At 51.6% G+C, this 24,735-nt stretch carries 23 protein-coding genes and 1 pseudogene; 8 read left to right on the top strand and 16 right to left on the bottom strand.

The window, feature by feature from the left end:
- Positions 1–6: 6 nt before the first annotated feature.
- The 13 genes from pal to R0134_RS04250 form a co-directional block, all read right to left on the bottom strand.
- A complete protein-coding gene (pal, locus tag R0134_RS04310; RefSeq protein WP_319783624.1) occupies positions 7–537 on the bottom strand; it encodes a peptidoglycan-associated lipoprotein Pal in 531 nt (176 codons plus the stop codon).
- Between the two features lie 28 nt (positions 538–565).
- A complete protein-coding gene (gene tolB, locus R0134_RS04305) occupies positions 566–1,879 on the bottom strand; it encodes a Tol-Pal system beta propeller repeat protein TolB (RefSeq protein WP_319783623.1) in 1,314 nt (437 codons plus the stop codon).
- Between the two features lie 2 nt (positions 1,880–1,881).
- Complete coding sequence (gene tolA, locus R0134_RS04300) at positions 1,882–3,171, bottom strand: cell envelope integrity protein TolA (protein ID WP_319783622.1); 1,290 nt, start codon at positions 3,169–3,171, stop codon at positions 1,882–1,884.
- Between the two features lie 7 nt (positions 3,172–3,178).
- Complete coding sequence (tolR, locus tag R0134_RS04295; RefSeq protein WP_087034784.1) at positions 3,179–3,604, bottom strand: protein TolR; 426 nt, start codon at positions 3,602–3,604, stop codon at positions 3,179–3,181.
- Entirely contained in the window at positions 3,604–4,272 is a 669-nt protein-coding gene (gene tolQ, locus R0134_RS04290) for a protein TolQ (RefSeq protein ID WP_319784300.1), read from the bottom strand. The genes tolR and tolQ overlap by 1 nt, the downstream gene beginning before the upstream one ends.
- 1 nt (position 4,273) lies before the next feature.
- Positions 4,274–4,684: a tol-pal system-associated acyl-CoA thioesterase gene (gene ybgC, locus R0134_RS04285; protein WP_319784299.1), complete on the bottom strand. Its 411-nt coding sequence runs from the start codon at positions 4,682–4,684 to the stop codon at positions 4,274–4,276.
- Positions 4,685–5,083: 399 nt separating this feature from the next.
- Positions 5,084–6,124, bottom strand: a complete 1,041-nt coding sequence (gene ruvB, locus R0134_RS04280) for a Holliday junction branch migration DNA helicase RuvB (protein WP_319783621.1) — start codon at positions 6,122–6,124, stop codon at positions 5,084–5,086.
- 16 nt (positions 6,125–6,140) lie between these two features.
- Positions 6,141–6,746: a Holliday junction branch migration protein RuvA gene (gene ruvA / locus R0134_RS04275; protein ID WP_319783620.1), complete on the bottom strand. Its 606-nt coding sequence runs from the start codon at positions 6,744–6,746 to the stop codon at positions 6,141–6,143.
- A gap of 175 nt (positions 6,747–6,921) precedes the next feature.
- Positions 6,922–7,443, bottom strand: a complete 522-nt coding sequence (gene ruvC, locus R0134_RS04270) for a crossover junction endodeoxyribonuclease RuvC (protein WP_319783619.1) — start codon at positions 7,441–7,443, stop codon at positions 6,922–6,924.
- 142 nt (positions 7,444–7,585) lie between these two features.
- Positions 7,586–8,326 carry a YebC/PmpR family DNA-binding transcriptional regulator gene (locus tag R0134_RS04265; RefSeq protein ID WP_319783618.1) on the bottom strand — a complete coding sequence of 247 codons (741 nt, stop codon included), beginning with the start codon at positions 8,324–8,326 and terminating at the stop codon, positions 7,586–7,588.
- A gap of 50 nt (positions 8,327–8,376) precedes the next feature.
- Positions 8,377–8,844 (bottom strand): dihydroneopterin triphosphate diphosphatase, encoded by a 468-nt coding sequence (nudB, locus tag R0134_RS04260; protein ID WP_319783617.1) that lies wholly within the window; start codon positions 8,842–8,844, stop codon positions 8,377–8,379.
- A 2-nt stretch (positions 8,845–8,846) separates the two neighbouring features.
- Positions 8,847–10,661: an aspartate--tRNA ligase gene (gene aspS / locus R0134_RS04255; protein ID WP_319783616.1), complete on the bottom strand. Its 1,815-nt coding sequence runs from the start codon at positions 10,659–10,661 to the stop codon at positions 8,847–8,849.
- 480 nt (positions 10,662–11,141) lie between these two features.
- Positions 11,142–12,524 (bottom strand): MATE family efflux transporter, encoded by a 1,383-nt coding sequence (locus R0134_RS04250; protein ID WP_319783615.1) that lies wholly within the window; start codon positions 12,522–12,524, stop codon positions 11,142–11,144.
- A gap of 290 nt (positions 12,525–12,814) precedes the next feature.
- Here R0134_RS04250 and R0134_RS04245 point away from each other — a divergent pair, with 290 nt between their 5' ends.
- The 6 genes from R0134_RS04245 to R0134_RS04220 all read left to right on the top strand — a co-directional run bounded on the left by R0134_RS04245 (position 12,815) and on the right by R0134_RS04220 (position 19,094).
- Positions 12,815–13,660 (top strand): DUF72 domain-containing protein, encoded by an 846-nt coding sequence (locus R0134_RS04245; protein WP_319783614.1) that lies wholly within the window; start codon positions 12,815–12,817, stop codon positions 13,658–13,660.
- Positions 13,661–13,944: 284 nt separating this feature from the next.
- Positions 13,945–14,673 carry a carboxy-S-adenosyl-L-methionine synthase CmoA gene (gene cmoA / locus R0134_RS04240; protein WP_319783613.1) on the top strand — a complete coding sequence of 243 codons (729 nt, stop codon included), beginning with the start codon at positions 13,945–13,947 and terminating at the stop codon, positions 14,671–14,673.
- Positions 14,674–14,774: 101 nt separating this feature from the next.
- Positions 14,775–15,785: a tRNA 5-methoxyuridine(34)/uridine 5-oxyacetic acid(34) synthase CmoB gene (gene cmoB, locus R0134_RS04235; RefSeq protein WP_319783612.1), complete on the top strand. Its 1,011-nt coding sequence runs from the start codon at positions 14,775–14,777 to the stop codon at positions 15,783–15,785.
- The gene (locus tag R0134_RS04230) at positions 15,778–16,548 is read left to right on the top strand and encodes an ATP-dependent zinc protease (RefSeq protein ID WP_319783611.1); all 771 of its coding nucleotides are present in this window, start codon (positions 15,778–15,780) and stop codon (positions 16,546–16,548) included. Before cmoB ends, R0134_RS04230 begins: the two co-directional genes overlap by 8 nt.
- A gap of 4 nt (positions 16,549–16,552) precedes the next feature.
- The gene (locus R0134_RS04225; RefSeq protein WP_319783610.1) at positions 16,553–18,094 is read left to right on the top strand and encodes an inactive transglutaminase family protein; all 1,542 of its coding nucleotides are present in this window, start codon (positions 16,553–16,555) and stop codon (positions 18,092–18,094) included.
- A complete protein-coding gene (locus tag R0134_RS04220; RefSeq protein WP_319783609.1) occupies positions 18,087–19,094 on the top strand; it encodes an alpha-L-glutamate ligase-like protein in 1,008 nt (335 codons plus the stop codon). Before R0134_RS04225 ends, R0134_RS04220 begins: the two co-directional genes overlap by 8 nt.
- Positions 19,095–19,700: 606 nt before the next feature.
- Here R0134_RS04220 and rluB read toward each other — a convergent pair.
- Genes rluB through rnm form a run of 3 tightly spaced genes read right to left on the bottom strand, consistent with a single transcriptional unit; the run spans position 19,701 to position 22,130 of the window.
- Positions 19,701–20,642 (bottom strand): 23S rRNA pseudouridine(2605) synthase RluB, encoded by a 942-nt coding sequence (gene rluB, locus R0134_RS04215; protein ID WP_319783608.1) that lies wholly within the window; start codon positions 20,640–20,642, stop codon positions 19,701–19,703.
- Positions 20,643–20,666: 24 nt separating this feature from the next.
- A complete protein-coding gene (locus R0134_RS04210; protein WP_319783607.1) occupies positions 20,667–21,287 on the bottom strand; it encodes an L-threonylcarbamoyladenylate synthase in 621 nt (206 codons plus the stop codon).
- 18 nt (positions 21,288–21,305) lie between these two features.
- The gene (rnm, locus tag R0134_RS04205) at positions 21,306–22,130 is read right to left on the bottom strand and encodes an RNase RNM (protein ID WP_413641450.1); all 825 of its coding nucleotides are present in this window, start codon (positions 22,128–22,130) and stop codon (positions 21,306–21,308) included.
- A gap of 435 nt (positions 22,131–22,565) precedes the next feature.
- Here rnm and R0134_RS04200 point away from each other — a divergent pair, with 435 nt between their 5' ends.
- Positions 22,566–24,146 (top strand): anthranilate synthase component 1, encoded by a 1,581-nt coding sequence (locus R0134_RS04200; RefSeq protein WP_319783605.1) that lies wholly within the window; start codon positions 22,566–22,568, stop codon positions 24,144–24,146.
- Positions 24,139–24,735: pseudogene (locus R0134_RS04195) on the top strand (aminodeoxychorismate/anthranilate synthase component II); the annotation flags it as partial. The gene R0134_RS04200 and the pseudogene R0134_RS04195, both read left to right, overlap by 8 nt.

Below are 24,735 nucleotides of genomic sequence, written 5' to 3'. Positions count from 1 at the left end.
TAAACCTTAATAAACCAGAACCGCACGACGGTTCTTAGAGAACGCAGAGTCAGTGTGTGAGGCATCAGCTGGCTTTTCTTCGCCGTAGCTAACTATAGCCAACTGAGCACCACTTACACCCAAGCTCTGCAGGTAGCTGGTCACTGCTTTCGCACGACGCTCGCCAAGGGCAATGTTGTACTCTGGCGTGCCACGCTCATCCGCATGACCTTCCACCAAAATACTAACAGAAGAGTTAGAACGCAGGTAATTGGCATGCGCTTCTAACACTTGTGCATAATGGCCGCTCACTTCGTCTTGGTCAAATTCAAAGTAGATGACGTTTTCACGACGCAGGGCTTCGTATTGCTGACGCATCTGCTCTTCGGCTGACATAGCGCCGCCATTTTGCATGCCGCCAGTTTGTACGCCGCCACCAGTCTGATAGCTGTCGTCAGCGCCGCCCAGGGCATCTGAGTCACTGGTTGAGCTACAAGCAGCTAAGGTCAACATCGGCAGTGCTATGGCCAGACTCTGCAGCAATTTCTTCATTTGCATTTTTTATTTCCTTTGGTTTTTTATTAGATTAGTTAAGGTACGGTGACCATGCTGGTGCACGAACATCACCATTTCGTGCGGGAAGCCTGGCCTTAAAGCGACCATCCATAGACACCAAAGACAGCACCTGACGGCCCTGGTAAGTCGTACTATAGATAATCATAGTGCCGTTAGGAGCCGGGCTTGGGGATTCGTCGAGCTGTGTTTCGGTTAACACTTGCAACTGACCTCCATCCAGCTCTTGACGAGCAATGCGGTATTTTCCTTGTGCGCGACTGACCAGCACTAAGCTTTTGCCATCACCCGTTACACGAGGACCTAAATTAGTATCACCTTGGAACGTCACGCGGCGCGCTTCGCCGGAGTTAACGTTCGCCTGATAAACTTGCGGCTTACCACCCCGCTCAGACACGAAGTAGATCGACTGACCATCCGCCGCCCAAGTGGGCTCTGTGTCTATGCTGCGGTTATTGGTAATACGCGTATATTGCTTATTGCCTAAATTCAGCACATACACTTCTGGCTGACCATCACGGGATAACACTAACGCCAATTTGCTACCGTCTGGTGAAAACTGCGGTGCACCGTTAATGCCCTGCTGTGAGCTCACCACTTGGCGCTGCTGGCTATAGATGTCTTGTACCACAATTTCGGCTTTCTTGTTCTCAAATGACACATAAGCAAGCTTACGGCCATCCGGCGACCAAGCTGGCGACATTAAGGGCTCGCGTGAGCGCAGTAATAACTGCTCATTAAAGCCATCGTAATCGGCAATTTTCAGCTGATACGGGAATTCCGCTCCGTGATGTACGTTCACATAGGCAATACGGGTTAAAAACGCGCCTTTAATGCCGGTCAGTTTTTCAAAAGCAATGTCTGCCATGCGGTGTGCGTATTGACGTAACTGCGCCGCAGGCACGGTCGCGGTACGGCTTTCTAGCAACTTAGCACCACTTTGATCCAATACATCGGCCAGCTCAAAGCTAATACGATATTGATTATTACCGGCCGGCTCGATAGAGCCCACCATCACCGCATCCACTTGCTGTTGGCGCCACAGATTAGGGTCTAATTCACTGGCACTCGATACCTGCTGGGGTAAACGATTGCGATCCAACGGGCGAAACATGCCGCTGTTACGAAAATCACTGGCAATCACGTCCGCCACATCTTGCGGCATGGCGCCACTACCGGTCCATTTAAACGGCACCACGGCCACCGGACGCGCACTGTCTGTGCCGCCGGTGATCTCAATTTCAAAGGCCGCGTTTGCTTGTGTTGTTAACACTAGTGCTGTGGAAAATAACAGCGGTAACCATAACCACATCCATCGTTTCGTCATCACTAGATCCTCGGTTTCAGAGTTAGATTCAGGTTTTGTATCTGTTTAATTAGTTCCGGGTTTTTAGGCATAGGTAAAGGGCTGGCCTTGCGGATCGCCACTATACCCGCTTGGCACACGGCATTATCGCCACTGCCATCGCCTACCTGAAGCACTAAGCCATCGTTGGCCAAACGCACATTCACCACGCACTGTTTACCTTGCATGGTTGAACTCACTTGAAAGTGGCGTTCAACCGCTTGTTGTATCATAGCTCTGGCCTGATCAATCTCACCTTGTGACGGGGCGGCCGGCGCACTGCTCTTACCTAAGTCGTCGCCCATCATAGCTTCCAAATCTTTTAATGCTTGGCTACTGGCTGCCGCTTTTGCATCGGCTGCGGCTTTAGCAGCCTTAGCATCGGCAGCAGCTTTGGCATCAGCAACCTTCTTAGCTTCTGCGGCTTTGGCGTCGGCGGCCTTCTTCACTTCAGCCGCTTTTGCATCAGCAACGGCTTTAGCCTCGGCGGCTTTCTTGGTTTCTACCGCTTTAGCATCAGCGGCGGCTTTAGCATCGGCGGCCTTCTTAACCTCTTGTGCTTTAGCGTCGGCTGCGGCCTTAGCGTCAGCGGCTTTTTTGGCCTCTTGTGCTTTGGCATCGGCCACTTTTTTGGCTTCTGCATCCGCAGCAGCTTTGGCCTCCGCCACTTTTTTAGCCTCTTGCGCTTTAGCGTCTGCCTGCTTCTTAGCTTGTGCATCCGCTACTGCTTTTTCATCCGCCAGCTTCTTAGCGGCTAATGCCTTAGCATCACTGATTGCTTTGGCTTCAGCGGCTTGAGTGGCCGCTGCTGCTTTTGCCGCGGCAGCGGCTTTCGCATCGGCAGCAGCCTTCACCTCTGCGGCTTGCTTCTCTTGCACGGCAGCTTGTTGCGCGGCCACTTTTTGTTGTTCGGCCTTGGCTGCTGCTTGTGCGGCCGCCACGGCTTTTTCTTGTGCTGCGGTTTGCGCCGCCGCTTGAGACTGTGCTTGCTCCGCCGCTTGTTGGGCGGCTTTTGCCTCTGCGGCGGCCGCGGCCGCCGCTTGCGATTCTTCTGCAGCTTGCGTTTGCGCACGTTCGGCACGCATCGCATCTAACTGCTTAGCCTGCTGGGCCATCATGCCACTATCAATCATGGTGGCTTCAATAATAGAAGCTGGCTGTGACGGCCGCTTAGGCGCTTGAAAATCCATGCCGACCAGCAACACCACGCCCACCACCAGGTGCAGGCCCAGTGAGATGATGATTGATCGTTTAACTCCGTCTTGCTCCGTCATCACAACCTTAAGACTCCGGCTGCGTCATCAGGCCCACGCTCGGCACACCGGCCGCTTTTAGCGTGGCCATCAACTTGATCACGGCGTCGTAGGGCACTTGAGCGTCTCCTTGCACCACTACCGGTGATTTAGGCGTCACCTGCAGTTGGCTCATCACCGCCTCCGACAAAGTCAGCAAGTCCATGATGTGGCTCTCACTGTCACCAATATCCAGATAATAAACGCCGGCCGCATCCACGGACGCCACAATCGGCTTATCGCTGTCTTCGGGCATCATTTCCGCTTCCGCTTGGGGTAAATCAACGTTTACACCTTGGGTGATCACGGGGGCGGTCGCCATAAAGATGATCAGCAATACCAACATCACATCGATATAGGGCACCACGTTGATTTCGGCCACGCTCTTGCGCCGTCTGCGCTTGTAGCCTTGCATTAGGCTTTACCTGCCGCCACTTGGCGGTTCAAAATGGTCGAAAATTCGTCCATAAAGTTGGCCAGGTGGTTCTCTTGACGCTCTACCTGATAACTAAAACGGTTATAGGCGATAACGGCTGGAATGGCGGCAAACAAGCCCAATGCCGTTGCTATCAAGGCTTCGGCAATACCCGGTGCCACCATCGACAGCGTGGCTTGTTTCACTTCTGCCAAGGCGATAAAGGCGTTCATGATGCCCCAAACGGTACCGAACAGGCCGATATAAGGACTGATCGAGCCAATGGTCGCCAGCATAGATAAATTAGTTTCTAGACGGTCCACTTCCCGAGACAGGGCGACGCGCATGGTGCGATAGGTACCATCGAGCAGGCTTTCTTGAGAACGACCTTGTTTTTGCAGACGGATAAATTCTTTAAAGCCCGCGTAAAATATTTGCTCCATGCCAGCTAAATTATCGCGGCGCGCATTGCTCTCATGATAAAGGCGGCTTAAATCAGAGCCTGACCAAAACTTATCTTCGAAGCTGGTGGAGTCATTTTGTGCCGTAGTCAGTATTTTACGGCGATTAAAGATCATCGCCCACGACAATACCGACATGCCCAGCAACAGCAGCATGACAAATTTAACCAGTAAGCTGGCCTGTAAAAAAAGACCTATAAACGATATTTCAGCATGCACCTGATATTACTCCCATCAGCGGCTCAGGAATGGCAAAGGGTTTCATATGAGCTATTTGAACACATGCAATCAGCACGGTTCCCCGCACCAGAGAAAGGCCCGCATCATCCAGAATTTCTTGCTCAAACACAATAGACGCACGTTTCAGCTTTTTCACCGTCACGGTGACTGTTAATGCATCATTGAAGCGAGCGGGCCTCAACATATCCAGCTCCACCTTACGCACCACGAAGGCCACACCTTGTTCGAGCAAGGTATCTTGTTCTACATCCAGACTACGCAACCACTCGGTGCGCGCTCTTTCCATATATTTCAAATAATTAGCGTTGTAAACAATACCACCGGCGTCCGTATCTTCGTAGTAGATCCGCACCGGCCAAGTAAAGACTGCATTAGACATCATTCGTTCAGCCCATTTGTTTAGCCCAACTGTTCAACCCATTTGTTCAACCATTGAGAGAGGCCCAAAAAACATGCCAACACTATACATGAGAGAAATTTAGGAGAGAAGACAATGGCCAACAGCGACGACAATTCTCGGCATGGATGCCACGCCGGTGAAGGGTAAGGTGTGAAGAGTGAGGGGAACAAGCAAGCGCGGTACGCTTTACGCCGTACGCTATAAGTTGAGACCAATAACGGTTTTATCTTCAACGTACAGCGTATGGCGAAAGTAAATTACTTTGGGCGCAGCTAAAGCAGCAACGATAGGTACACCGACTGTATTCAATACGTGGCGCTGCACGCCACGGGCGCGCTCAAAGTGGCCTCTTGCGTACGGCGTAAACCGCCTCACTCCTCACGCTTTACTCCTCACCGCTTCAGCCAAGCGTCCTTCTGGCAGCTCGAAACCAAAGTGTAAATAAGCACGCGGCGTGGCCATGCGGCCACGGGGGGTGCGCTGTAAGAAACCTTGTTGGATCAAAAACGGCTCTATCACATCTTCAATGGTTTCTTTTTCTTCACCGATAGCCGCGGCTAGGTTATCTAAACCCACAGGCCCGCCCATAAATTTATCTAACAGTGCCATCAACAGCTTGCGGTCCATGTAGTCAAAGCCTTGCTTGTCTACATCCAGCATATCCAGCGCTTGGGCGGCGATATCGGCGTTAATTTCGCCACTGCCTTTCACTTCGGCAAAGTCGCGCACTCGGCGCAGCAATCGGTTGGCAATACGCGGCGTACCACGAGCACGACGGGCCATTTCATAGGCGCCCTCGTCATCAATAATCAAGCCTAATTTATTGGCGCTACGACTGACAATATGGGCCAAATCCGCTACTTGATAAAACTCCAGCCGTTGTACTATGCCAAAGCGATCCCGCAGCGGCGAAGTTAACGAGCCCGCACGGGTAGTCGCCCCCACGAGCGTAAAAGGCGGCAATTCCAGCTTAATGGAGCGCGCGGCGGGGCCCTCGCCAATCATAATATCCAGCTGATAATCTTCCATCGCTGGATACAATATTTCTTCCACCACTGGGCTTAAGCGGTGGATTTCATCGATAAACAGCACGTCGCCCGCTTCAAGATTGGTCAGCATGGCCGCCAAGTCACCGGCTTTTTCTAATACAGGACCGGACGTGGTTTTAATGCTCACGCCCATCTCTAACGCTACTATATTGGCCAAGGTGGTTTTACCCAAACCCGGCGGGCCAAAAATCAACAGGTGATCCAGCGCCTCTTCACGGCGGCGCGCCGCCTCGATAAAGATCTCCATTTGGCTGCGCACATGATCTTGGCCGCGATAATCCGCCAGTGATCGCGGGCGAATCGCGCGATCGATCACTTCCTCTTCATGAGGTACCGGTGCGGGATCGATAAAACGGTCTGCTTCAATCATGCTTATACCTGAGTAGTTATGCCTGAGAACGCAAGGCTTCGCGGATCAGCTGCTCGACGTCCAGTCCGGGCTTAGCGACTTTGGTGATCATTTGTTCTGCGGCGGCGGGCTTATACCCCAGCGCTTGCAGCGCAGCAATGGCTTCATTCTTGGCACCATCAATCTGGCCGGCTTGCGTTACTGCATCGGGAGCGGGATTAAACAGATCGTAGCCACCGAAGTTTTTCAGGCGGTCGCGCATTTCCACGATCAAACGCTCGGCGGTTTTCTTACCCACGCCCGGCAATTTCACCAAGGCTTTAATATCACCTTGATCAATATGATAAATAAATTGTTCTGCGGTCATGCCAGACATAATGCCCAGCGCCAGCTTAGGGCCTACGCCGTTGGTTTTGATAAGCTCTCGGAACAGCGCGCGTTCAGTTTTGGTATTAAAACCAAACAATAACTGCGCATCTTCACGCACCACAAAGTGGGTGAGCACAGTGGCGGGCTCACCCACATTGGGCAAGTCATAAAAACAGCTCATGGGTAACGTCACTTCATAACCCACGCCATTGATCTCTAATAAGATCTCCGGCGCCTGTTTTTCACTGATAATCCCTTTTAACCGACCAATCACACCCGTCTCCTAACACCAACGCAAGGGCATAAGAATAATAAATTACTGGATGAATATCCAGTAATACACAGCTATACGCCTTACGCTGTACGTCGTACGTTAAAGATAAACACTGCTACACCGCTATTTGCTTAAACGTATTGCGTACGGCGTTTAACGTTTAACGAGCGTTAGCTCAACGCATCCTTCCGCGCACTGTGCCGCGCACTTGGCCGGCCATGCTGATCAGGCTTTGGTAGGTATGGCCGTGGCACAGGGCTACCGCCAAACCATCGGCCGCATCTTCTTGAGGCGTGCCTGGTAGGCTTAATAACCGCACTACCATGTGCTGCACTTGGGCTTTATCGGCACCGCCCTGCCCCACTACCGCCTGCTTAATTTGGCGCGCCGAATACTCAGCTACTTCTAAGCCCGCATTGGCGGCGGCCACAATGGCCGCGCCGCGGGCTTGGCCGAGCTTGAGTGCTGAGTCGGGGTTTTTCGCCATAAACACCTGCTCAATGGCAAATAAGTCCGGCTGAAACTGTAAAATAATTTCGCTAACGCCATCGTAAATTTTCTTTAACCGTGGCGCTAATTCTGTATCTGTCATGCGAATACAGCCCGAGCCAAGGTAGGTCATTTTACTGCCCTCTTGGCGAACCACGCCATATCCGGTAATACGCGAACCCGGATCTATGCCCAATATAATGGCCATCAGTGAAAGCTATAAGCTTAAAGCTGTCAGCTAGAAGCTAAAAGCCAGAAATGAAACGTGAAGAGCCAACACTAAAGATTTTCCAGCTTCAGGCTCCCGCTTAACACTTCTGGCTTCCAGCTTCCGGCTTCTCGCTTCTCGCTTAGAGCAATGCCGCCAGTTCGTCGGAGATATCGGCGTTGTGATACACCTCTTGTACGTCGTCTGCGTCTTCTAGCATGTCGATCAGTTTCATAAATTTAGGCGCTGTTTCTTCATCAAGCTCGGCACTGGTAGAGGGGATCATGGTCACTTCGGCGTTGACCGCTTCCAGCCCTGCTGCATCCAGCGCGTCTTTTACTTGACCAAATGCTTCCCACTGGGTGTACACATCAATGGAGCCATCGTCATGCACTTCTACGTCATCGGCGCCGGCTTCAAGGGCCGCGTCCATCACGGTGTCTTCATCAAGACCTTGATAGCTGATCACGCCTTTTTTCTCAAACAGATACGCCACTGAACCGTCGGTGCCTAAGTTGCCGCCATTTTTAGAAAATGCGTGACGCACTTCCGCCACCGTACGGTTACGGTTGTCGGTCATGCATTCCACCATCACCGCCGTGCCTGCAGGGCCGTAGCCTTCATAAATCACGGTTTCTAATGCGGCACCATCCAACTCACCGGCGCCGCGTTTAACGGCACGGTCTACCGTATCGCGGGTCATATTATTGGACAACGCCTTGTCCACCGCCGCGCGCAAACGTGGATTGGTGCCTACGTCTGAGCCGCCCTCACGGGCCGCCGTGGTCAGTTCGCGAATTAATTTAGTGAAGATTTTACCGCGCTGGGCATCTTTTGCCGCCTTGCGGTGCTTGATATTGGACCATTTGCTATGACCTGCCATCAGTGTTCTCTCCCTTTTTATTCAGAACTAAAGTTATTATTAGCTAAGAGTTATTCTGAGCTTAGTTTTATTCCAAGCTTAGAGTTGTTCTTAGCTTGGATCAGCCTGTCGATGGCCAATTTATTGGTCCATGAGCTGGCTTTTTCACGGGCCTCCGCAAAAGGCAGCCAGCACTGAGCTTGATGTTCAGTGAGCGCCGCCTCTGTAGTCTTCGACAGACGAAAGTAAAATTCGTATTCCCAATTATGGGTCACGCCCGGGCGGTATCTGTGCCGCCAGCGGGGATAAATCTCAAAGCGCACTCGGCGCCCAGTTTCAATCAGCTCGGCGCACGCACCCAGTTGTAAACCGGTTTCTTCCAGTAATTCGCGCTCAGCCGCTTGCCAGCGGGTTTCACCCACTTCCAAGCTGCCGGTCACCGATTGCCAAAAGTCCGGATTATCCAAGCGTTGCAACAGCAACACGTGAGTATCGGTGTGGATCAACACCAATACCGACTCTGGGTGCTTATAAGCCATGCTTAGTTGCCAGCCTGTTCGGTTTTATCAGCCTTGTCCGCTTGCTCATTCTTAGGTGCTTTCATGGGTATCTCGGTGCGAATCGCCAACTCTAATAAAGAGTCAGGGTTAGGCAAGCTAGGCGCATCGGTCAACAAGCAAGAGGCGGTGGTGGTTTTCGGGAAGGCAATCACATCGCGAATATTATCGGTGCCGGTTAACAGCATCACTAAGCGGTCCAGACCAAAGGCGAGACCGGCGTGCGGCGGCGTGCCGTACTTTAATGCTTCAAGCAAGAAGCCAAACTTCTCTTGTTGCTCGGCGGCGTTAATACCCAATAAGCGGAACACGGTTTGCTGCATCTCACTGTGGTGAATACGCACCGAGCCACCGCCCACTTCGTAGCCGTTAATGACCATGTCATAGGCATTGGCCAGCGCGGTTAACGGCGCGGCTTGCAGCTGTTCGGCGGTTAAGTCTTTGGCGGCAGTAAAGGGGTGATGCATGGCGTATAAGCGGTCTGCTTCTTGTTCAAACATTGGGAAGTCGACCACCCACAGCGGGCGCCAGCCCTTTTCAAACAAGTCTAAATCTTTGCCCAGCTTTAAGCGCAGTGCGCCGATGGCGTCGCTCACTATTTTGGCTGAATCTGCGCCAAAGAAGATAGCATCGCCGTCTGTCGCACCAGTGCGCGCCAGCAGCTCGGTCACAATCTCTTCGTTTAAGAACTTAGCGATGGGTGACTGTACGCCCTCTAAGCCTTTAGCGGCTTCGTTCACTTTCATCCACGCCAAGCCTTTAGCGCCATAAATGCCGACAAACTTGCCGTATTCATCAATTTGCTTGCGTGATAATGCCGCACCACCGGGTACGCGCAAAGCTGCTACGCGGCCGTTAGCGTCGTTAGCAGGGCCTGCGAACACTTGAAAATCCACGTCTTTGACTAAGTCGGCAATATCGACTAATTCGGTGGCAATACGCAAGTCTGGCTTATCGGAGCCAAAACGACGCATGGCTTCCGCATAGGTCATGATGGGGAAGGTGCCTAAGTCCACGTCAATCACATCTTTCCATAATTCGGTGACCAACTGCTCCATGATCTCGCGCACTTGCTCAGCGCTCATAAAAGAGGTTTCAACGTCGATCTGGGTAAATTCTGGCTGACGGTCGGCACGCAAGTCTTCATCACGGAAGCACTTCACGATTTGGTAATAACGGTCAAAGCCGCTCATCATCAGCAACTGTTTAAACAGCTGTGGCGACTGAGGCAGCGCATAGAAATGGCCTTTGTGTACGCGGCTTGGCACTAAGTAGTCACGCGCACCTTCTGGGGTGGCTTTGGTCAGCATAGGGGTTTCTATATCTAAGAAACCTTGGTCATCCATAAAGCGGCGCACGCGGCTGGTCACCTTAGCGCGCGTCTTTAAATACATAGCCTGCTCAGGGCGGCGTAAGTCTAAGTAGCGATATTTAAGACGCTGCTCTTCTGAGTTATTTTGGTTAAAATCCAGCGGCAAAGCTTCGGCTTTATTAATGATGGTCAGCTCATGGGCAAAAATTTCTACCGCACCGGTGGCCATGTCTTTATTGACTTGCGACTCGGGGCGGGCACGCACTATGCCTTTCATTTGAATACAAAACTCGGCACGCAAGGTCGACGCCAAGTCGTAAGCTTCGGCTTTATCTGGGTCGAAAAACACCTGCACCAAGCCTTCGCGGTCACGCATGTCGATAAAAATCAAACCGCCTAAGTCACGACGACGATTTACCCAGCCGCTTAGAGTCACGCTCTGACCGACCAGAGCTGCGTCAACTTGCCCGCAATAATGAGTGCGCATGGAGTCTTCCTATTGTGTTGTGGTGCGAAATTTGGCCGCACCGCATGAATTTGTTATTGAATAGCGCGCTAGTATAAGGGAAAGCAGCGAGCTTGGTAAAATCCTTCCCGCTTCTTTACGCAGTAGAGGCCGCTTCAGCTGGCCGGTGGCGTGTAGCGCCACGCATTAATAGCGCCCAGCTAAAATAAAACACCGGGCTCGGGCAATGTAAAAGGCTAATTTTTTAATTCAACACTCAAAATTAACCATTCACATTGGGTAACACCGCCCTTTGTTAAGCCTGCTGTTGTCTGAGTGGCTTAGTTTTGCTGCGCAAAACCGGCCAGCTAAAGCGGCCTCTACATTCGTGCAGATGTTGCGTATGGCGTAAAGCCTTGTTTGCGCTCTTACCAACAAAAGTCACTTTCAGATTTGATCACTATTTTTCCGTGTTCTTCAGTGGATTCCGTTGCAAAAACAGTCTTGGTGTTGGTTTATCTCTTAGCTGGGCGCTTGGCGCTGTGTTAAATGCCCTAAGCCACGCTGATAAAACTGCCAAGATAGTAGCCCTGCGGCCACGTTGCCCAGCAACACTCCTATATATAAGCCGCTCATGCCGGCGAGTGTGGCGCCCAGCCATAAGGCCGGTAGATAGCAGGCAAACAAACGTAATACGGAAATCCACACCGCCCGCATCGGCATACCCAGCGCGTTGCACACCGACACAATTAGCATGCACACCCCGAGCGCCGCATAACTGATGGGCACCCACAACATATAGCTGAGCAGATAACGCTCGGTGTCAGCGTCGGGTGCCAACGCCGGCGCAATTAACCAGCGGCTGGCCAGCCAAAACAAGGCGATAATGACTTGCAGGCCTATTACAAAACGTACCGCAACCAGTACTAGGCTATGTACGCGATCCAGTTGTTGGGAGCCCAGTAAACGCCCCACCATTGGCGGTAGCGCCATGGTTAGCGCCAGCACAATCACAATGGAAAACAATTCTAAGCGGCTGCCGAGCGTCCAGGCCGCAATGGCCGAGCCACCAAAGCCGGCGATTAAGCGAATGGCCAGTAACGCCGCCAAACCTGGCATCAATTGGCTGAGCATGGCCGGTGCGCTGGTATTAAAAATATCACGCAGCGCCGGACCTATCGGCAGTTTGCTGGGTTTAAAGTCCAGCCAATGACGCTTTAATATTCGGGAATACATAATGGCTGAGCCCAGCGTGCAGGCGACAATAGTGGCATAGGCGGCGCCGGGCAAGCCCCAGCCAAAGGTGAAAATAAACAGCGGATCCAGCAGGATATTAATGATGCTGGTGACCACCATCATTAAGCCGGGTAAGCGCATATCGCCATTGGCCCGCGCAACACTGCTGGCAAAATATAAAAAAGCGCCCAACCAAGCACTGGCCAGCCAAGGTAGCCAATAGCCTTCGGTGTAAGGCAACAGCTCGGCACTGGCACCCAAGGCGGTGAGTAGCGGAATGCGCAGCAGCCAGATGAAGGCACACAATAGAAATGTCACGCAACAACCTGCCAGTACCACCAAGCCGCCCATGTGTTTAGCGCGCCCTGATTTTCCCGCACCAATGGCACGAGAAATAAGTGCGGTGGAGGCGATACCAATACCAATTTGTACGCCGATTAATACTTGCTGTATCGGCAGCGTAAAGCCCAGCGCCGCCAGTTCTTGCAGCCCTAACATACTGATAAAGACACTGTCGGCCAGCTGAAAACTCATTAACGCCACCACGCCAAACAACATCGGCCAGGTCATGCTAAATAAGGCTCGAGGCAGTGATTGATCGGCTAAGTATTTTTTGGGCTTAGGATGACTAGGAGGTGATAACGGGGCTGATGACTGAATGGGAGACATGGCGTTATTCAAGACTGCTGCTGGCTGTAAAATGGCTGCCCATAGTAGCACTCATCAGGTGTTTATGTGATGCTCTCGAAATACAGCGCCCAGCGCCGAGCTAAGGATGAACCAATGACAGTTCCTTATTTTTGCCACGTAACGCACAGGAACGCACGGAAGCAGTTCACTGGCGACAAGTGAACAGAGCTTATTTATTAATGGTAAGAGCTAAGATCAGGGCTTGGTATTTTTAGTGTTAGTTGTTGTTAATCTGTAGCTTGGTGCTTGGCGCTTTTGTAAGGATCTTTATGTCGTCGTTATATATTGGTTTGAGTCAGTGGTCGCATCCGGCTTGGCCTGGCCAACTGCTGAGTAAGAACCTGAAAAGTACCGAGCATTTATTGGATTACGCTCAAGTGTTTAATTCCGTAGAAGGCAATACCAGCTTTTATGGGGTGCCGGATACCCATAGCTTGGTGCGCTGGGCCAGCCAAACGCCGGATGATTTTCGCTTTACCTTTAAATTTCCGGCTAGCGTTAGTCATCAAGGGCAGTTGATCGATAATGTACCGATCGCTTTGTCGTTTATTGAACAGCTAGCGCCACTGCGCGATAAGCTCGGCATGCTAATGCTGCAATTGCCCGCCGCCTGTGGGCCTGAACAGCTCAATGGCCTTGCCCACTTATTAAACGCCCTGCCTCAAGATCTGCAATACGGCGTTGAGGTTAGGCATCCGGCATTTTTTGCTAAGGGTGAAGCGGAGCGCATGCTCAATCGTTTATTACTCGAATATAATGCCAATCGCATTATTATGGACTCACGCCCCGTGTTCTCTTGCCCACCGACGACACCGACATTAGCCGACGCCCAGCAAAAGAAGCCCCAAGTACCGGTGCATATTATTAGTACGGGGCAAGCTCCGGTGATCCGCTTTATTGGTCATCCACAGCCCGAGTATAATCACCGTTTTTGGCAAGCTTGGCTGCCACGCATTCAAGGCTGGTTAACTGAGGGCAAGTCGGTGTATTTATTTGTGCACACCGCCGATAATCAGTTGGCGCCCATATTGGCGGCAGAGATTGCCGCAGCACTGCACCATCCCCTGCCCGACTTTCCTGGACTCGCCCCAAGCCCACAGGGGCTATTGTTTTAGGACATGGGAGGCGTCAGATTTAAGCTATAAGTTAAAAAACGCCGCCCTTTCCCTATGCCGTCTTACGGGCTCGCCCCAGTATCTCGCACTAGGTTTAAAACAAAAACGTCATCCTGACGTACGTCAGGATGACGGCAAAGGGCTAGGTCAGTGTTTCGCTTGGCGCTTAGTGCTCTTTGCTGTGAACAGTTAATTAGTTTGTCGCCTGCAGTTGCTTCTTTTACAATGGCGACCATTGTGTCAGCTAAGTGCTGGCGTACAACACAGGTTATTATTCGTTAGTTATGCAAGCAAAAGATCACATCTTCGCCACCCCTATCGCCGAGCTTGGCGACTTTAACTTCGACCAAAAAGTGGCCGAGGTTTTTCCCGACATGATTAAGCGCTCGGTGCCGGGTTATTCCAATATTATTGCCGCCATCGGCATGATGACCGCCCGCTTCGCCCAGCCACACACCCAGCTGTATGACTTAGGTTGTTCGCTCGGTGCGGCCACTCAAGAAATGCGCCGTAATTTGTCCCAGCCTGGCTGCACCATAGTGGCGGTAGATAATTCACCGGCCATGTTAGAGCGTGCGGCCAGTCATTTGGCATCGTTTAAATCTGAGGCTGTAGTTGAGCTGACTGAAGCGGACATTTGCGAGATAGCCATTGAGAACGCATCTATCGTGGTGCTGAACTTTACGCTGCAATTTATTGACCCAGATAAGCGGGAAGCCTTATTAAGTCGTATTTATCTGGGCTTAAACCCAGGCGGCGTGCTTATTTTAAGTGAAAAGTTTATCAGCGCTAATGACACTGTGAACGAGCTATTGATTGATTTGCACCACGACTTTAAACGCGCCAATGGCTATAGCGAGCTGGAAGTCAGTCAAAAGCGCACCGCATTAGAAAACGTCTTGCGCCCAGACACTCCAGAGCAACATAAAGCCAGATTGGCCCGGGTTGGTTTTAGTCATGTGGACATGTGGTTTCAGTGTTTTAATTTTGGCTCCATGGTCGCCATTAAATAATGGGTTGCGATTAAGTAACAGGTTGCCATTAAGTATCGGGTCGCGGTTAAGTAAAAGGTCGCCATTAAATAGCGCGCGGCCAAGTAATGGATTTTTATTAAATGATTGATTTTAGTAGTTTTTACCAGCAAATTGCCAAGTGTCGGCTACAACACTGGCTGCATTGCTTGCCGGCGCAATTGCATGCTTGGCAAAAAAATAATCTGCATGGCGATCTGGCCCGCTGGGTGCGCGCACTGTATAAACTGCCGCATATCGACACTGACCGCATAGAATTAACTGATAGCGTCAGCATCGGACGCCCCGGCGAGATAAGCTTAGGCGAACAAAAAAAGATCAACAGCCTGTTAGATCAGTTTCATCCGTGGCGTAAAGGCCCGTTTGAAATCCACGGCGTGCACATAGATACCGAATGGCGTTCCGATTGGAAATGGGATCGAGTACTGCCGCACATTAGCCCGCTTAAACATCGCTATGTGCTAGATGTAGGCTGTGGCAGCGGTTATCACTTATGGCGCATGCGCGGTGCCGGCGCCAAGATGGCGGTAGGCATAGATCCTTCAGCGCTGTTTTTATGCCAGTTTGAAGCCGTTAAGCATTTCACCAATGACTACAAAGGCATTCAAGTATTGCCCTTAGGTATAGAAGAGCTTCCAGAGCTGCGGGCTTTCGATACTGTGTTTTCTATGGGCGTGCTCTATCACAGACGCTCACCTATCGAGCATTTGCTGCAATTAAAAGCGCAGTTGTGCGATGGCGGCGAATTGGTGTTAGAAACGCTAGTCATTGACGGAGACGCCAACCAAGTGCTGGTGCCGGGCGAGCGTTACGCAAAAATGCGCAATGTCTGGTTTATTCCCAGCTCCGCCGCCCTAGTGGGATGGTTACAAAAGTGTGGATTTGAAAATATCCGGGTGGTGGATGAAAGTACCACCAGCCTAGACGAACAAAGACGCACCGAATGGATGCGTAACGAATCACTTGCGGACTTTTTAGATCCAACGGACGCAAGTAAAACCATAGAGGGTTATCCGGCACCTCTTCGGACGATTATTATCGCCAATAAACCGGTTGACCCACAAAACCATCAACAAGAGGCACAATATGACTAAAGTTGCGACATCACTGTTCCTCCCCTTGTTGCTAACCGCTTGTGTTAGCCAGACGTCACCGATGGACGCGCTGCCCCAGCCTCAACCTATAACCGAGCCTGAGCTCAGTGCTAGTCTGTCCGGTCTAGAAACCCGACTGCTGGGCACTATGTCAGAGCAAAATCAGCAACTGAGCAATAATCACCATGCTTTTATGGCGGCATTGCAACAGGATATTAGAAACTTGAAAAAGCAGATCAATCGCCCCGTGATCGCGCCGCAACCGGTCGCGACACCCACCAAAACCACTGAAGTAACGAAAAACGAAACCACAGACGGCAAACTGGTGGTCGGTGAAACCGAACAAGTGTGGTTAGACATAGTTAACGACAGCTTCGCGGCCCGTATCGATACCGGTGCCACCACCTCATCATTAAGTGCGCAAGACATTACGGTGTTCGAGCGCGATGGCAAACCTTGGGTGAGCTTTAACATGGCGCACGAAGGCGTGGATGAAAAGCTACAGGTTGAGACCCGCTTAGTGCGTTATGTGCGTATTCGTCAAGCGTCTGCCGAAGACATAGAGCGTCGCCCTGTGGTCGAGCTCACCATGCGCTTGGGTCGATTGGCGGAAAAAACTGAATTTACCCTGACTGATCGTAGCCAGATGACCTATTCAGTGCTGCTGGGCCGTGAGTTTTTAAAAGACATCGCCGTGGTTGATATTGCCCGTCAAAACGTCCAAGGCAAACCTAAGCGCCCCACTCCTGCTACAAGCGAGTAAGTAAATGTATTCTCGTAAACCCTTTTATATCATTGTGGCCGCGCTGTTTTTGATCGGCTTTGCGTTAATGTTACAGCGCCACTTCGTCTACGAAGTGCCTTGGTTGCCGGGCGAAAAACGCCAAATTTGGTCCATTGAAGCCAAGGTCGAATTTGAAGCCAAAGGCAAACCGGTCAAAGCCTCATTGGCCATTCCCGGTAGCCAGCCCGGCTTTACCCTGATGAACGAGTCAGCGGCCTCGCCAGGCTACGGCTTAGCGTTTGTCGAAGCTAAAGGCGGCAGCCGTGCTGAGTGGAGCATTCGCAATGCGTCTGGCCCCCAAGAGCTGTACTACAAAGTCGACATGATGCACGACCCGTTCGCCAAGGCACCTTTGTCTACCGAGATACCGCGCATTGCCCAGACCGAAGTGCCCGAGCCCTACGCCACGGCCATGGATCAGGTGCTGACTCAAGCAGAAGAACGCTCAGCCGACGGCTTAACGCTGGCCCGCGAGCTGCTGAAAGAGCTAAAGAACAGCAGTCAAAATGCCGAGTTATTGGCGCAATATCAGTCGCCAGCTCCTTTGCTCATTGAAATGCTGCACAGAGCCGCCGTGCCCGCCCGTCTGTTACAAGGCTTGCAGTTAGAAGATGGCCGCCGCCGCCAGCCACTCGTTAACCTAGTACAGGTCTATGAGGGCAAGGAGTACGAGATTTTTAATCCGGACACCGGTGAGCAAGGTAATCAAGAACAGCTTTTAATGTGGGAATATAATTCTTCTCCGGTGCTGGATTTAGTGGGCGGCAGCAATTCCCGCGTCACCTTTACCATGATCGAGCAAGAGCAACCGGTGAACGTGGCGCTGGCGAAAAAGTTTGACCAGCCTCACTGGATTAACGTGTCGCTGTATAACTTGCCGCTAGAAGAACAGGCGCTATTTAAAGGTATCTTGCTGGTGCCGATTGGCGTGTTAGTGGTGGTGTTTTTGCGCATCATTATCGGCATCAAAACCTCCGGTACTTTTATGCCGGTATTGATCGCCATGGCCTTTATTCAAACCAGCTTGATTACCGGCTTGGTGGGTTTCTTAATAATAGTGGGCACCGGCTTAATTTTGCGCTCTTACCTGTCGCACTTAAACCTGCTATTGGTGGCGCGAATATCGGCGGTGATCATCATGGTAATCGGCATTATTGGCTTCTTTAGCATTATTGCCTATCAACTCGGCTTGACCGAGGGCATGAAGATCACCTTCTTCCCGATGATTATTTTGGCTTGGACCATAGAGCGCATGTCGATTCTGTGGGAAGAAGAAGGTCCTAAAGAAGTGGTGAAGCAAGGCGGTGGCTCCTTGATGGTGGCAGTGGTGGCGTTTTTGGCCATGAACAGCGAAGTGGTTCGCCACATCACCTTTAACTTCTTAGGACTGCAGCTGATCGTAATGGCGGTAGTGCTGCTATTGGGTAACTACACCGGTTATCGTCTAACCGAGCTCAAGCGTTTTAAGCCTTTGGTAGACGAATACAATACCGATAGTAAAACCGATGGTAAAAAGCATGATTAAACGCTGGTTAGCACAATACGCGTCTCCGTTTGCGCTGGGTGACATGGGCATTATGGGCATGAACCAGCGCAATATTTCTTATATCAGCCGTTATAATCCGCGCCGTTTATATCCGCTGGTGGACGATAAGCTGGAAACCAAACGCATCGCGCTAGATGCAGGCGTCACGGTGCCGGACTTGATTGGCGTGATTGAGTTTCAGCATCAGGTCTCAAGCCTGCTCGATAAGATCAAAGACTGGCCGGGCTTTTGTATTAAGCCCGCCAAAGGCTCAGGCGGTAAAGGCATAGTGGTGATCGTCAGCCAAGACGGTCAACACTTCCTTAAGCCCAGTGGCAAAGCAGAGAGCATCAACGACTTAGAACGCCATGTGTCTAACATCTTGGCTGGCCTGTTTTCCTTAGGCGGCAAGCCCGATGTGGCGCTAATCGAAGCGCTCATCAACTTTGATGATGTGTTTGATGGCTTCTCTTATGAAGGCGTACCCGACACCCGCGTGATCGTGTTTAAAGGTTTTCCGGTAATGGCCATGATGCGCTTGTCTACCGAAGCTTCAGATGGCAAAGCCAACTTGCACCAAGGTGCGGTGGGCGTGGGGCTGGACATTAATTCTGGCAAGGCAATTCGCGCCGTGCAGCATAACCTGCCGATTCGTTACCATCCGGATACCGGCCGTGACTTGCTGGAGCTGAAGGTACCCAACTGGGAGCTAATTTTGAGCTTATCTTCCTCTTGCTACGAGATGTCGGGTTTAGGCTATATTGGCACCGACATGGTATTGGACAAGTTTAAAGGCCCCATGTTGCTGGAGCTAAACGCCCGCCCAGGATTGGCCATTCAAACTGCCAATGGCGCCGGCTTAGTGCCTAGGCTTCGTAAAGTGGAAAAGCTCGGCCGCTACGCAACTTTTAGTCCGGAAGAGCGAGTACGCTTCTCACGCCGCGAATTTGCCGCCGAAGTTCAGCTTTCCATGAAAACCGAACCGCCGATGCCGGAATAAAGCGAGAAGCTAGAAAAATAAGATCCCACACCCAGCCTAGGCTGGGTGTTTTTCTTGGTGCTGCTTGCTGTCTTATACCATTCTGGAAATCTAACAGATCATATCATCCAGCTTAGCAAGACCGTCGAAGCCCTCTTCACCGAAGAGCCGGACGGCTACACAGCATCTGTCTTTTGTAGTGTGGCCGTCTCTTTAATAAAGAGGACTTCGCCACGGTTTTATGTTTTAAAACAGCCAGCGAAGCTGGCCCGTCGAACAAGTTGACGGCTACAAGGTAAAAAACTGTGCTGAAGTCCTCTTCACCGAAATTACGAGATAGGTCATATTTTTAATTAGATTGGTATGACTTCGGATTATCAAAACTTAAACGAGATCCTGATGGGCATCAGGATGACGGCTTAAGGACAGGCTACAGCGCACTTAACCGTCATACCGGCTACGTCATGCTGAACTTGATTCAGTATCAGCATGACGTAACCGCAGTATTTCGCCCTGCGCTTTAATACATAAAAAAAGCACCGAGCCTTTTTCAGGCTCAGTGCTTTTTATTTAGCTAGGTACTGTTTTTTAAACGTACAGCGTAAGGCGTACCGCTTAAAGCTATTTCTAAATCCGTGTCTTTTGCTTTTGGCGCGGATTACGGGCGCGGCTGGTGGGCTTTTTCTTCAGGCCAGTGCCAGTACTGGCACCCGCTCCGGCACCGGTGCCACCGCTGTTAGTGCGGGAGTTGTGACGGCGTACGGCCTTGCGAATTTGTGCCACTTGCTTGTAACGCTTAGGCGCATCCACATCGACTTTACTTTCCGACTCTGGCGTTAAACCCACTTCGCTACGCAAGTAGTTTAATTGGTCTAACGGCATTTCTATCCAGCCACCGCGCGGCACGTTGCGTGGCAACTCAATCTTGCCGTAACGTACGCGGATCAAACGGCTTACCTGCATCTCTTGGGATTCCCACAAGCGGCGCACTTCGCGGTTACGGCCTTCTTTTAGCGTCACATGAAACCAGTTGTTCATGCCCTCGCCACCGCTGTACTTGAGGGTGTCGAATTTACCCATGCCATCTTCCAGCATGACGCCTTTGCGCAAGCGCTGCAGCATGGCTTCATCCACTTCACCAAATACGCGTACCGCATATTCGCGGTCTATTTCGTGGCGGGGGTGCATCAGGCGGTTGGCTAATTCACCGTCTGTGGTAAACAGCAATAAACCTGAGGTATTCACGTCCAAACGGCCCACGGATATCCAACGCGCACCCTGTAATTTAGGCAGACGATCAAATACCGTTGGCCGGCCTTCGGGGTCTTTACGGGTGCTCATCTCGCCTTCTGGCTTGTGATACATCAATACGCGGCACAGCACATCTGCTTCAGACTGAGTTTCTACCTGATGGCCGTCTAAGCGAATTTGCTCTTTACCCGTGACGCGGTCACCTAAAGTGGCCACCTTACCATCGACACTCACTCGTCCTTGGCTGATCAGCGCTTCAATTTCACGGCGTGAGCCTTTACCGGCTCGCGCTAGCACTTTTTGTAATTTTTCAGTCATGTTGTTCACTTTTTACCAAAGAACTTATTCAAAAGGAGTGGTGTCGCCGGCACCAACGCGGGCAATCACAGGGGTATCATCGTAGAGCTCAATCACGGTAGTCGGCTTAGGATCTAGCACGCCACCATCTATGATCAAGTCCACCAGCTTTTCGAGCTGCTCACGGATCAATTGCGGATCGTATTCCGCCTCTGTCTCATTGGGCATAATCAAACTACCGGACATTAACGGCTCGCCCAGCGCCTCTAACAACGCCAGGGTGATCGGATTATTCGGCACTCGCAGGCCGATGGTTTTACGCTTCGGATTTTGCAGGCGCTTAGGCACTTCTTTGGTCGCACGCAAAATAAAGGTATAAGCACCTGGGGTGTTATTTTTCATCAACCTAAAAGCACCGTTATCCACCCGTGCGTAAAACGACAGCTCGGATAAATCTCGGCACACTAATGTGAAGTTGTGATCTTTTTCAATCTTTCGGATGCGGCAAATACGCTCCATGGCGTTTTTATCACCCACCAAGCAGCCAATGGCATAGCCAGAGTCGGTGGGGTACACCAAAACACCCCCTTGGCGAATAATAGCCACCGCTTGATTGATCAAGCGTGGCTGGGGGCTTTCGGGGTGCAGTTCAAAATACTGACTCATGATTCCTCCCGGAATGATTTAAATAAAACGCGTCCACACTGGGGTCGCTTCTTTGGGCAACCATAATTGGCGCCCCAGTTCACGCCACTGGCTGGGAAAATGAAAATCCGACCCCACTGACGCTGCTAAATTGTATTCTTTGCTCCACTCGCCCAAGGTGGCTCTTTCTTGAGGACTTTGCTGTCCCATGGACACTTCCATGGCGTCACCACCGGCTTGGGCAAAAGCGACAATCATTTTTCTCACCCACTTGTTCGACAAGTCATAACGGGTGGGATGCGCCAATACCGCCACGCCGCCCGCTTGCTGAATGGCGCTAATGGCCTCTTCAAGCGAGCACCAATTAGGCGGGGCATAGCCAGTGTTGCCACGGCTAATAAATTTCTTGAACACCTTAGGTATAGACTCAGCCGCGCCCTGACTCAACAACCATTTCGCCATATGGGTGCGGGTAATGGGTGCGTCACCGGCCAAAGCACGGGCACCTTCATAGGCACCCGGAAAATTGGCTTTCTCTAAGCGATCGGCCATTAAGTGGGCCCGTTGCTCGCGTCTAACTTGCTGCTCGGCCAATAAGGCATTCAAGCCTTCGTGGTCGAGCGCAATATTAAGCCCCACCACGTGGATTTCGAGCGCTTGCCATAAACAGGATATTTCTACGCCGTTAATTAAGCGCACGCCATATTTTTCTGCCGCTACTGCCGCCTCGGCTAATCCGCCCAGAGTGTCGTGGTCGGTCAACGCCAATATATCCACCTCTTTTTCGGCAGCACGCGCCAGCAGCTCGGTGGGTGTTAATTGGCCATCAGAAGCGGTGGAATGACTGTGCAAATCGATGCGTATTAAAATAATCCTGTCCTCAGGGTTGACTTGGCACCCCTAATATCGTTTAACTGTATACAGTTTCAGTTCAACGAGCAGAGCGTCATGCTTTTTCAAGACTTAGTTCAGCAAATCTCCACACTCCCTAGTGCTATCCAAGATAGTTCTAGCCAAGGCATTACTTGGTGGTGGCACACTCCTTAATTGCGGGTGTGATTTGCTGTCTTCGTCTCAAAGTCTCAGCGAACATAAAAGCCCGCCCCAGTGCGGGCTTTTTTATTATCCAGCAAAAGGTGGCGCGATGAAACCAAAGCAGCGTAATTTTTGGCGATGGCAACCCCAATCGAGACTAACTCCAATCGCAACGGCATTCGTCACCATCATAGATGAAGACATTGCCCGCCAGGTGATCAGGCAAATCCCTGATGATCGAGATTAACTAATAAGGAATATTCCATGGCGTATGGTTCACTCCACGTCTTACTGCAAGATGCACCCTATACCGATGATCCGCTGGCGTTATTTGCCGCCCTGACTCAAGCGGGCGACAACAGCATGCTACTGGAGTCGGCAGAAATTGATACCAAAGCCGGCACTCAAAGCCTGTTAATGCTGGATGCGTGTGTACGCCTCGTTTGCCAAGGCCGCACCGTTACGCTAACCGCCTTAAATGCCAATGGCTTACCGGCATTAGACTTAGTCGAGCAAGCGCTCGGCGGTGAACGTACTTCACTGCCTGCTTCACTGCAACAGACGTCACTGCAGCAACTCACGGTCACCTTCTCCCAAGCGGACGATACCTTAGACGAAGACAGTCGCTTAAAAGCGCCGTCGGTGCTACAAACCTTGCGCCTAATCTTAACACGCTTTAGTGCAAATCTTGGCCAACAACATGTGTTTATGGCCGGCACCTTCGCTTATGATCTCATTGCCTCTTTCGAGCAGTTAGATGTCGTGCCTGAGGGCATTAACGCTTGCCCTGACTTTTGCTTTTATCTCGCCGAAACGCTGATCACATTGGATCATAAACAAGACAGCGCCCAACTTAGCGCCTGTGTTTTTGAGCCCAATGAGCAAGACCGATTGCAAGCGCGCCTTGATGCTCTCGCCATCAGTTGCGGCCAAACTCATCCGCAACCCACGGCTGACACCCAATTGCAGGGTAAGATTCAAGTCAGCAAGAGCGACGCGGAATTTAAAGCGGACGTGATCAATCTTAAAGAACACATTAAGGTCGGCAATATTTTCCAAGTGGTGCCTTCTCGCAGCTTTAGCCTGCCCTGCCCACGCCCATTGGCTGCTTATCGTAAGCTCAAGCAGACCAATCCCAGCCCGTATCTTTTTTATGTGAACGACCAAGATTTCACGCTGTTTGGCGCCAGCCCAGAAAGCTCGGTGAAATTTGACCATGCCAGCCGCATGGTAGAAATGTACCCGATTGCCGGTACCCGCAAGCGCGGCCTCAATAAAGATGGCAGCATTAATTTAGACTTAGACGGTCGCATCGAATTAGATCTGCGCCAAGACGCCAAAGAAACCGCCGAGCACCTGATGCTAGTGGATTTAGCCCGCAACGACATTGCGCGCATTAGCGAGCCCGGCAGCCGCTACGTGAAAGACTTATTAAGTGTGGACCGCTACAGCCATGTGATGCACTTGGTATCCCGCGTAGTCGGTACGCTGCGCCATGACTTAGATGCGCTGCACGGTTATCAGGCCTGCATGAACATGGGCACGCTCACCGGTGCACCAAAAATTCGCGCCAGCCAACTTATCCGCGAAGTAGAACAACAACGTCGTGGCAGCTACGGCGGTGCCGTGGGGTATGTAAACGGCAATGGCGATATGGATACCTGCATCGTGATCCGCTCGGCCTTTGTTAGTGACGGTGTGGCCCATGTGCAAGCCGGTGCCGGTGTGGTCTATGACTCAGACCCGCAAGCCGAAGCCGATGAAACTCGCAGCAAGGCGGCGGCAGTACTTAACGCCATCGCACTGGCCCACGGCAGCACACTGGCGGAGGTGAGCCATGACTAATACCGTTTTCTTACTCGATAACTACGACTCTTTTACCTATAACTTGGTCGGCCAATTTCGCAGCCTCGGCAGTGACGTTAAGGTTTATCGCAATACTGTGCCGGTGGCGCAATTGATGGCCGCCATGGAAGCCAGTGAGCAGCAAAATGAGCGGCCCATCTTAGTACTGTCGCCGGGCCCAGGCGTGCCCAGTGCCGCTGGCAATATGCCCGCACTTATCACCACCTGTATCGGCCGTTTCCCTATCTTGGGTATTTGTTTGGGTCATCAGGCGTTGGTCGAGCACTACGGCGGCGTGGTAGAAAGCGCCGGTGAAATTAAGCACGGTAAAAGCTCGCTCATTACGCACAATGGCCAAGGGGTATTTGCCAATTTATCTAATCCCTTGCCCGTGGCCCGTTATCACTCACTGGTGGGCACGCACATTCCCAGCTCTTTGCCGGTGATTGCCGATTACCAAGGCATGACCATGGCGGTGCAAGATACCGCCAAGCGGGTGCTCGGTTTTCAGTTTCACCCAGAATCCATTATGACCACCGAAGGCGAGCAGCTGCTGGCCCAAAGTTTGGCCTTTTTAAGCGCGCCAGAA

Source organism: Oceanisphaera sp. IT1-181 (assembly GCF_033807535.1).
In the GTDB taxonomy this organism is placed as follows: Bacteria; Pseudomonadota; Gammaproteobacteria; order Enterobacterales; family Aeromonadaceae; genus Oceanimonas.
This window is presented reverse-complemented; position numbering and strand designations above follow the sequence as displayed.

What these genes read in the sequence shown, in the direction of transcription:
- R0134_RS04200 (WP_319783605.1), top strand. Translation starts at nt 22,566, where the DNA reads ATGGCGTATGGTTCACTCCACGTCTTACTGCAAGATGCACCCTATACC.
- R0134_RS04250 (WP_319783615.1), bottom strand. Translation starts at nt 12,524, where the DNA reads ATGTCTCCCATTCAGTCATCAGCCCCGTTATCACCTCCTAGTCATCCT.
- pal (WP_319783624.1), bottom strand. Translation starts at nt 537, where the DNA reads ATGCAAATGAAGAAATTGCTGCAGAGTCTGGCCATAGCACTGCCGATG.
- R0134_RS04225 (WP_319783610.1), top strand. Translation starts at nt 16,553, where the DNA reads ATGTATTCTCGTAAACCCTTTTATATCATTGTGGCCGCGCTGTTTTTG.
- ruvB (WP_319783621.1), bottom strand. Translation starts at nt 6,124, where the DNA reads ATGATTGAAGCAGACCGTTTTATCGATCCCGCACCGGTACCTCATGAA.
- aspS (WP_319783616.1), bottom strand. Translation starts at nt 10,661, where the DNA reads ATGCGCACTCATTATTGCGGGCAAGTTGACGCAGCTCTGGTCGGTCAG.
- ruvC (WP_319783619.1), bottom strand. Translation starts at nt 7,443, where the DNA reads ATGGCCATTATATTGGGCATAGATCCGGGTTCGCGTATTACCGGATAT.
- nudB (WP_319783617.1), bottom strand. Translation starts at nt 8,844, where the DNA reads ATGGCTTATAAGCACCCAGAGTCGGTATTGGTGTTGATCCACACCGAT.
- tolB (WP_319783623.1), bottom strand. Translation starts at nt 1,879, where the DNA reads ATGACGAAACGATGGATGTGGTTATGGTTACCGCTGTTATTTTCCACA.
- R0134_RS04210 (WP_319783607.1), bottom strand. Translation starts at nt 21,287, where the DNA reads ATGAGTCAGTATTTTGAACTGCACCCCGAAAGCCCCCAGCCACGCTTG.
- R0134_RS04230 (WP_319783611.1), top strand. Translation starts at nt 15,778, where the DNA reads ATGACTAAAGTTGCGACATCACTGTTCCTCCCCTTGTTGCTAACCGCT.
- R0134_RS04265 (WP_319783618.1), bottom strand. Translation starts at nt 8,326, where the DNA reads ATGGCAGGTCATAGCAAATGGTCCAATATCAAGCACCGCAAGGCGGCA.
- rluB (WP_319783608.1), bottom strand. Translation starts at nt 20,642, where the DNA reads ATGACTGAAAAATTACAAAAAGTGCTAGCGCGAGCCGGTAAAGGCTCA.
- R0134_RS04220 (WP_319783609.1), top strand. Translation starts at nt 18,087, where the DNA reads ATGATTAAACGCTGGTTAGCACAATACGCGTCTCCGTTTGCGCTGGGT.
- tolR (WP_087034784.1), bottom strand. Translation starts at nt 3,604, where the DNA reads ATGCAAGGCTACAAGCGCAGACGGCGCAAGAGCGTGGCCGAAATCAAC.
- cmoB (WP_319783612.1), top strand. Translation starts at nt 14,775, where the DNA reads ATGATTGATTTTAGTAGTTTTTACCAGCAAATTGCCAAGTGTCGGCTA.
- R0134_RS04245 (WP_319783614.1), top strand. Translation starts at nt 12,815, where the DNA reads ATGTCGTCGTTATATATTGGTTTGAGTCAGTGGTCGCATCCGGCTTGG.
- ybgC (WP_319784299.1), bottom strand. Translation starts at nt 4,684, where the DNA reads ATGTCTAATGCAGTCTTTACTTGGCCGGTGCGGATCTACTACGAAGAT.
- cmoA (WP_319783613.1), top strand. Translation starts at nt 13,945, where the DNA reads ATGCAAGCAAAAGATCACATCTTCGCCACCCCTATCGCCGAGCTTGGC.
- tolA (WP_319783622.1), bottom strand. Translation starts at nt 3,171, where the DNA reads ATGACGGAGCAAGACGGAGTTAAACGATCAATCATCATCTCACTGGGC.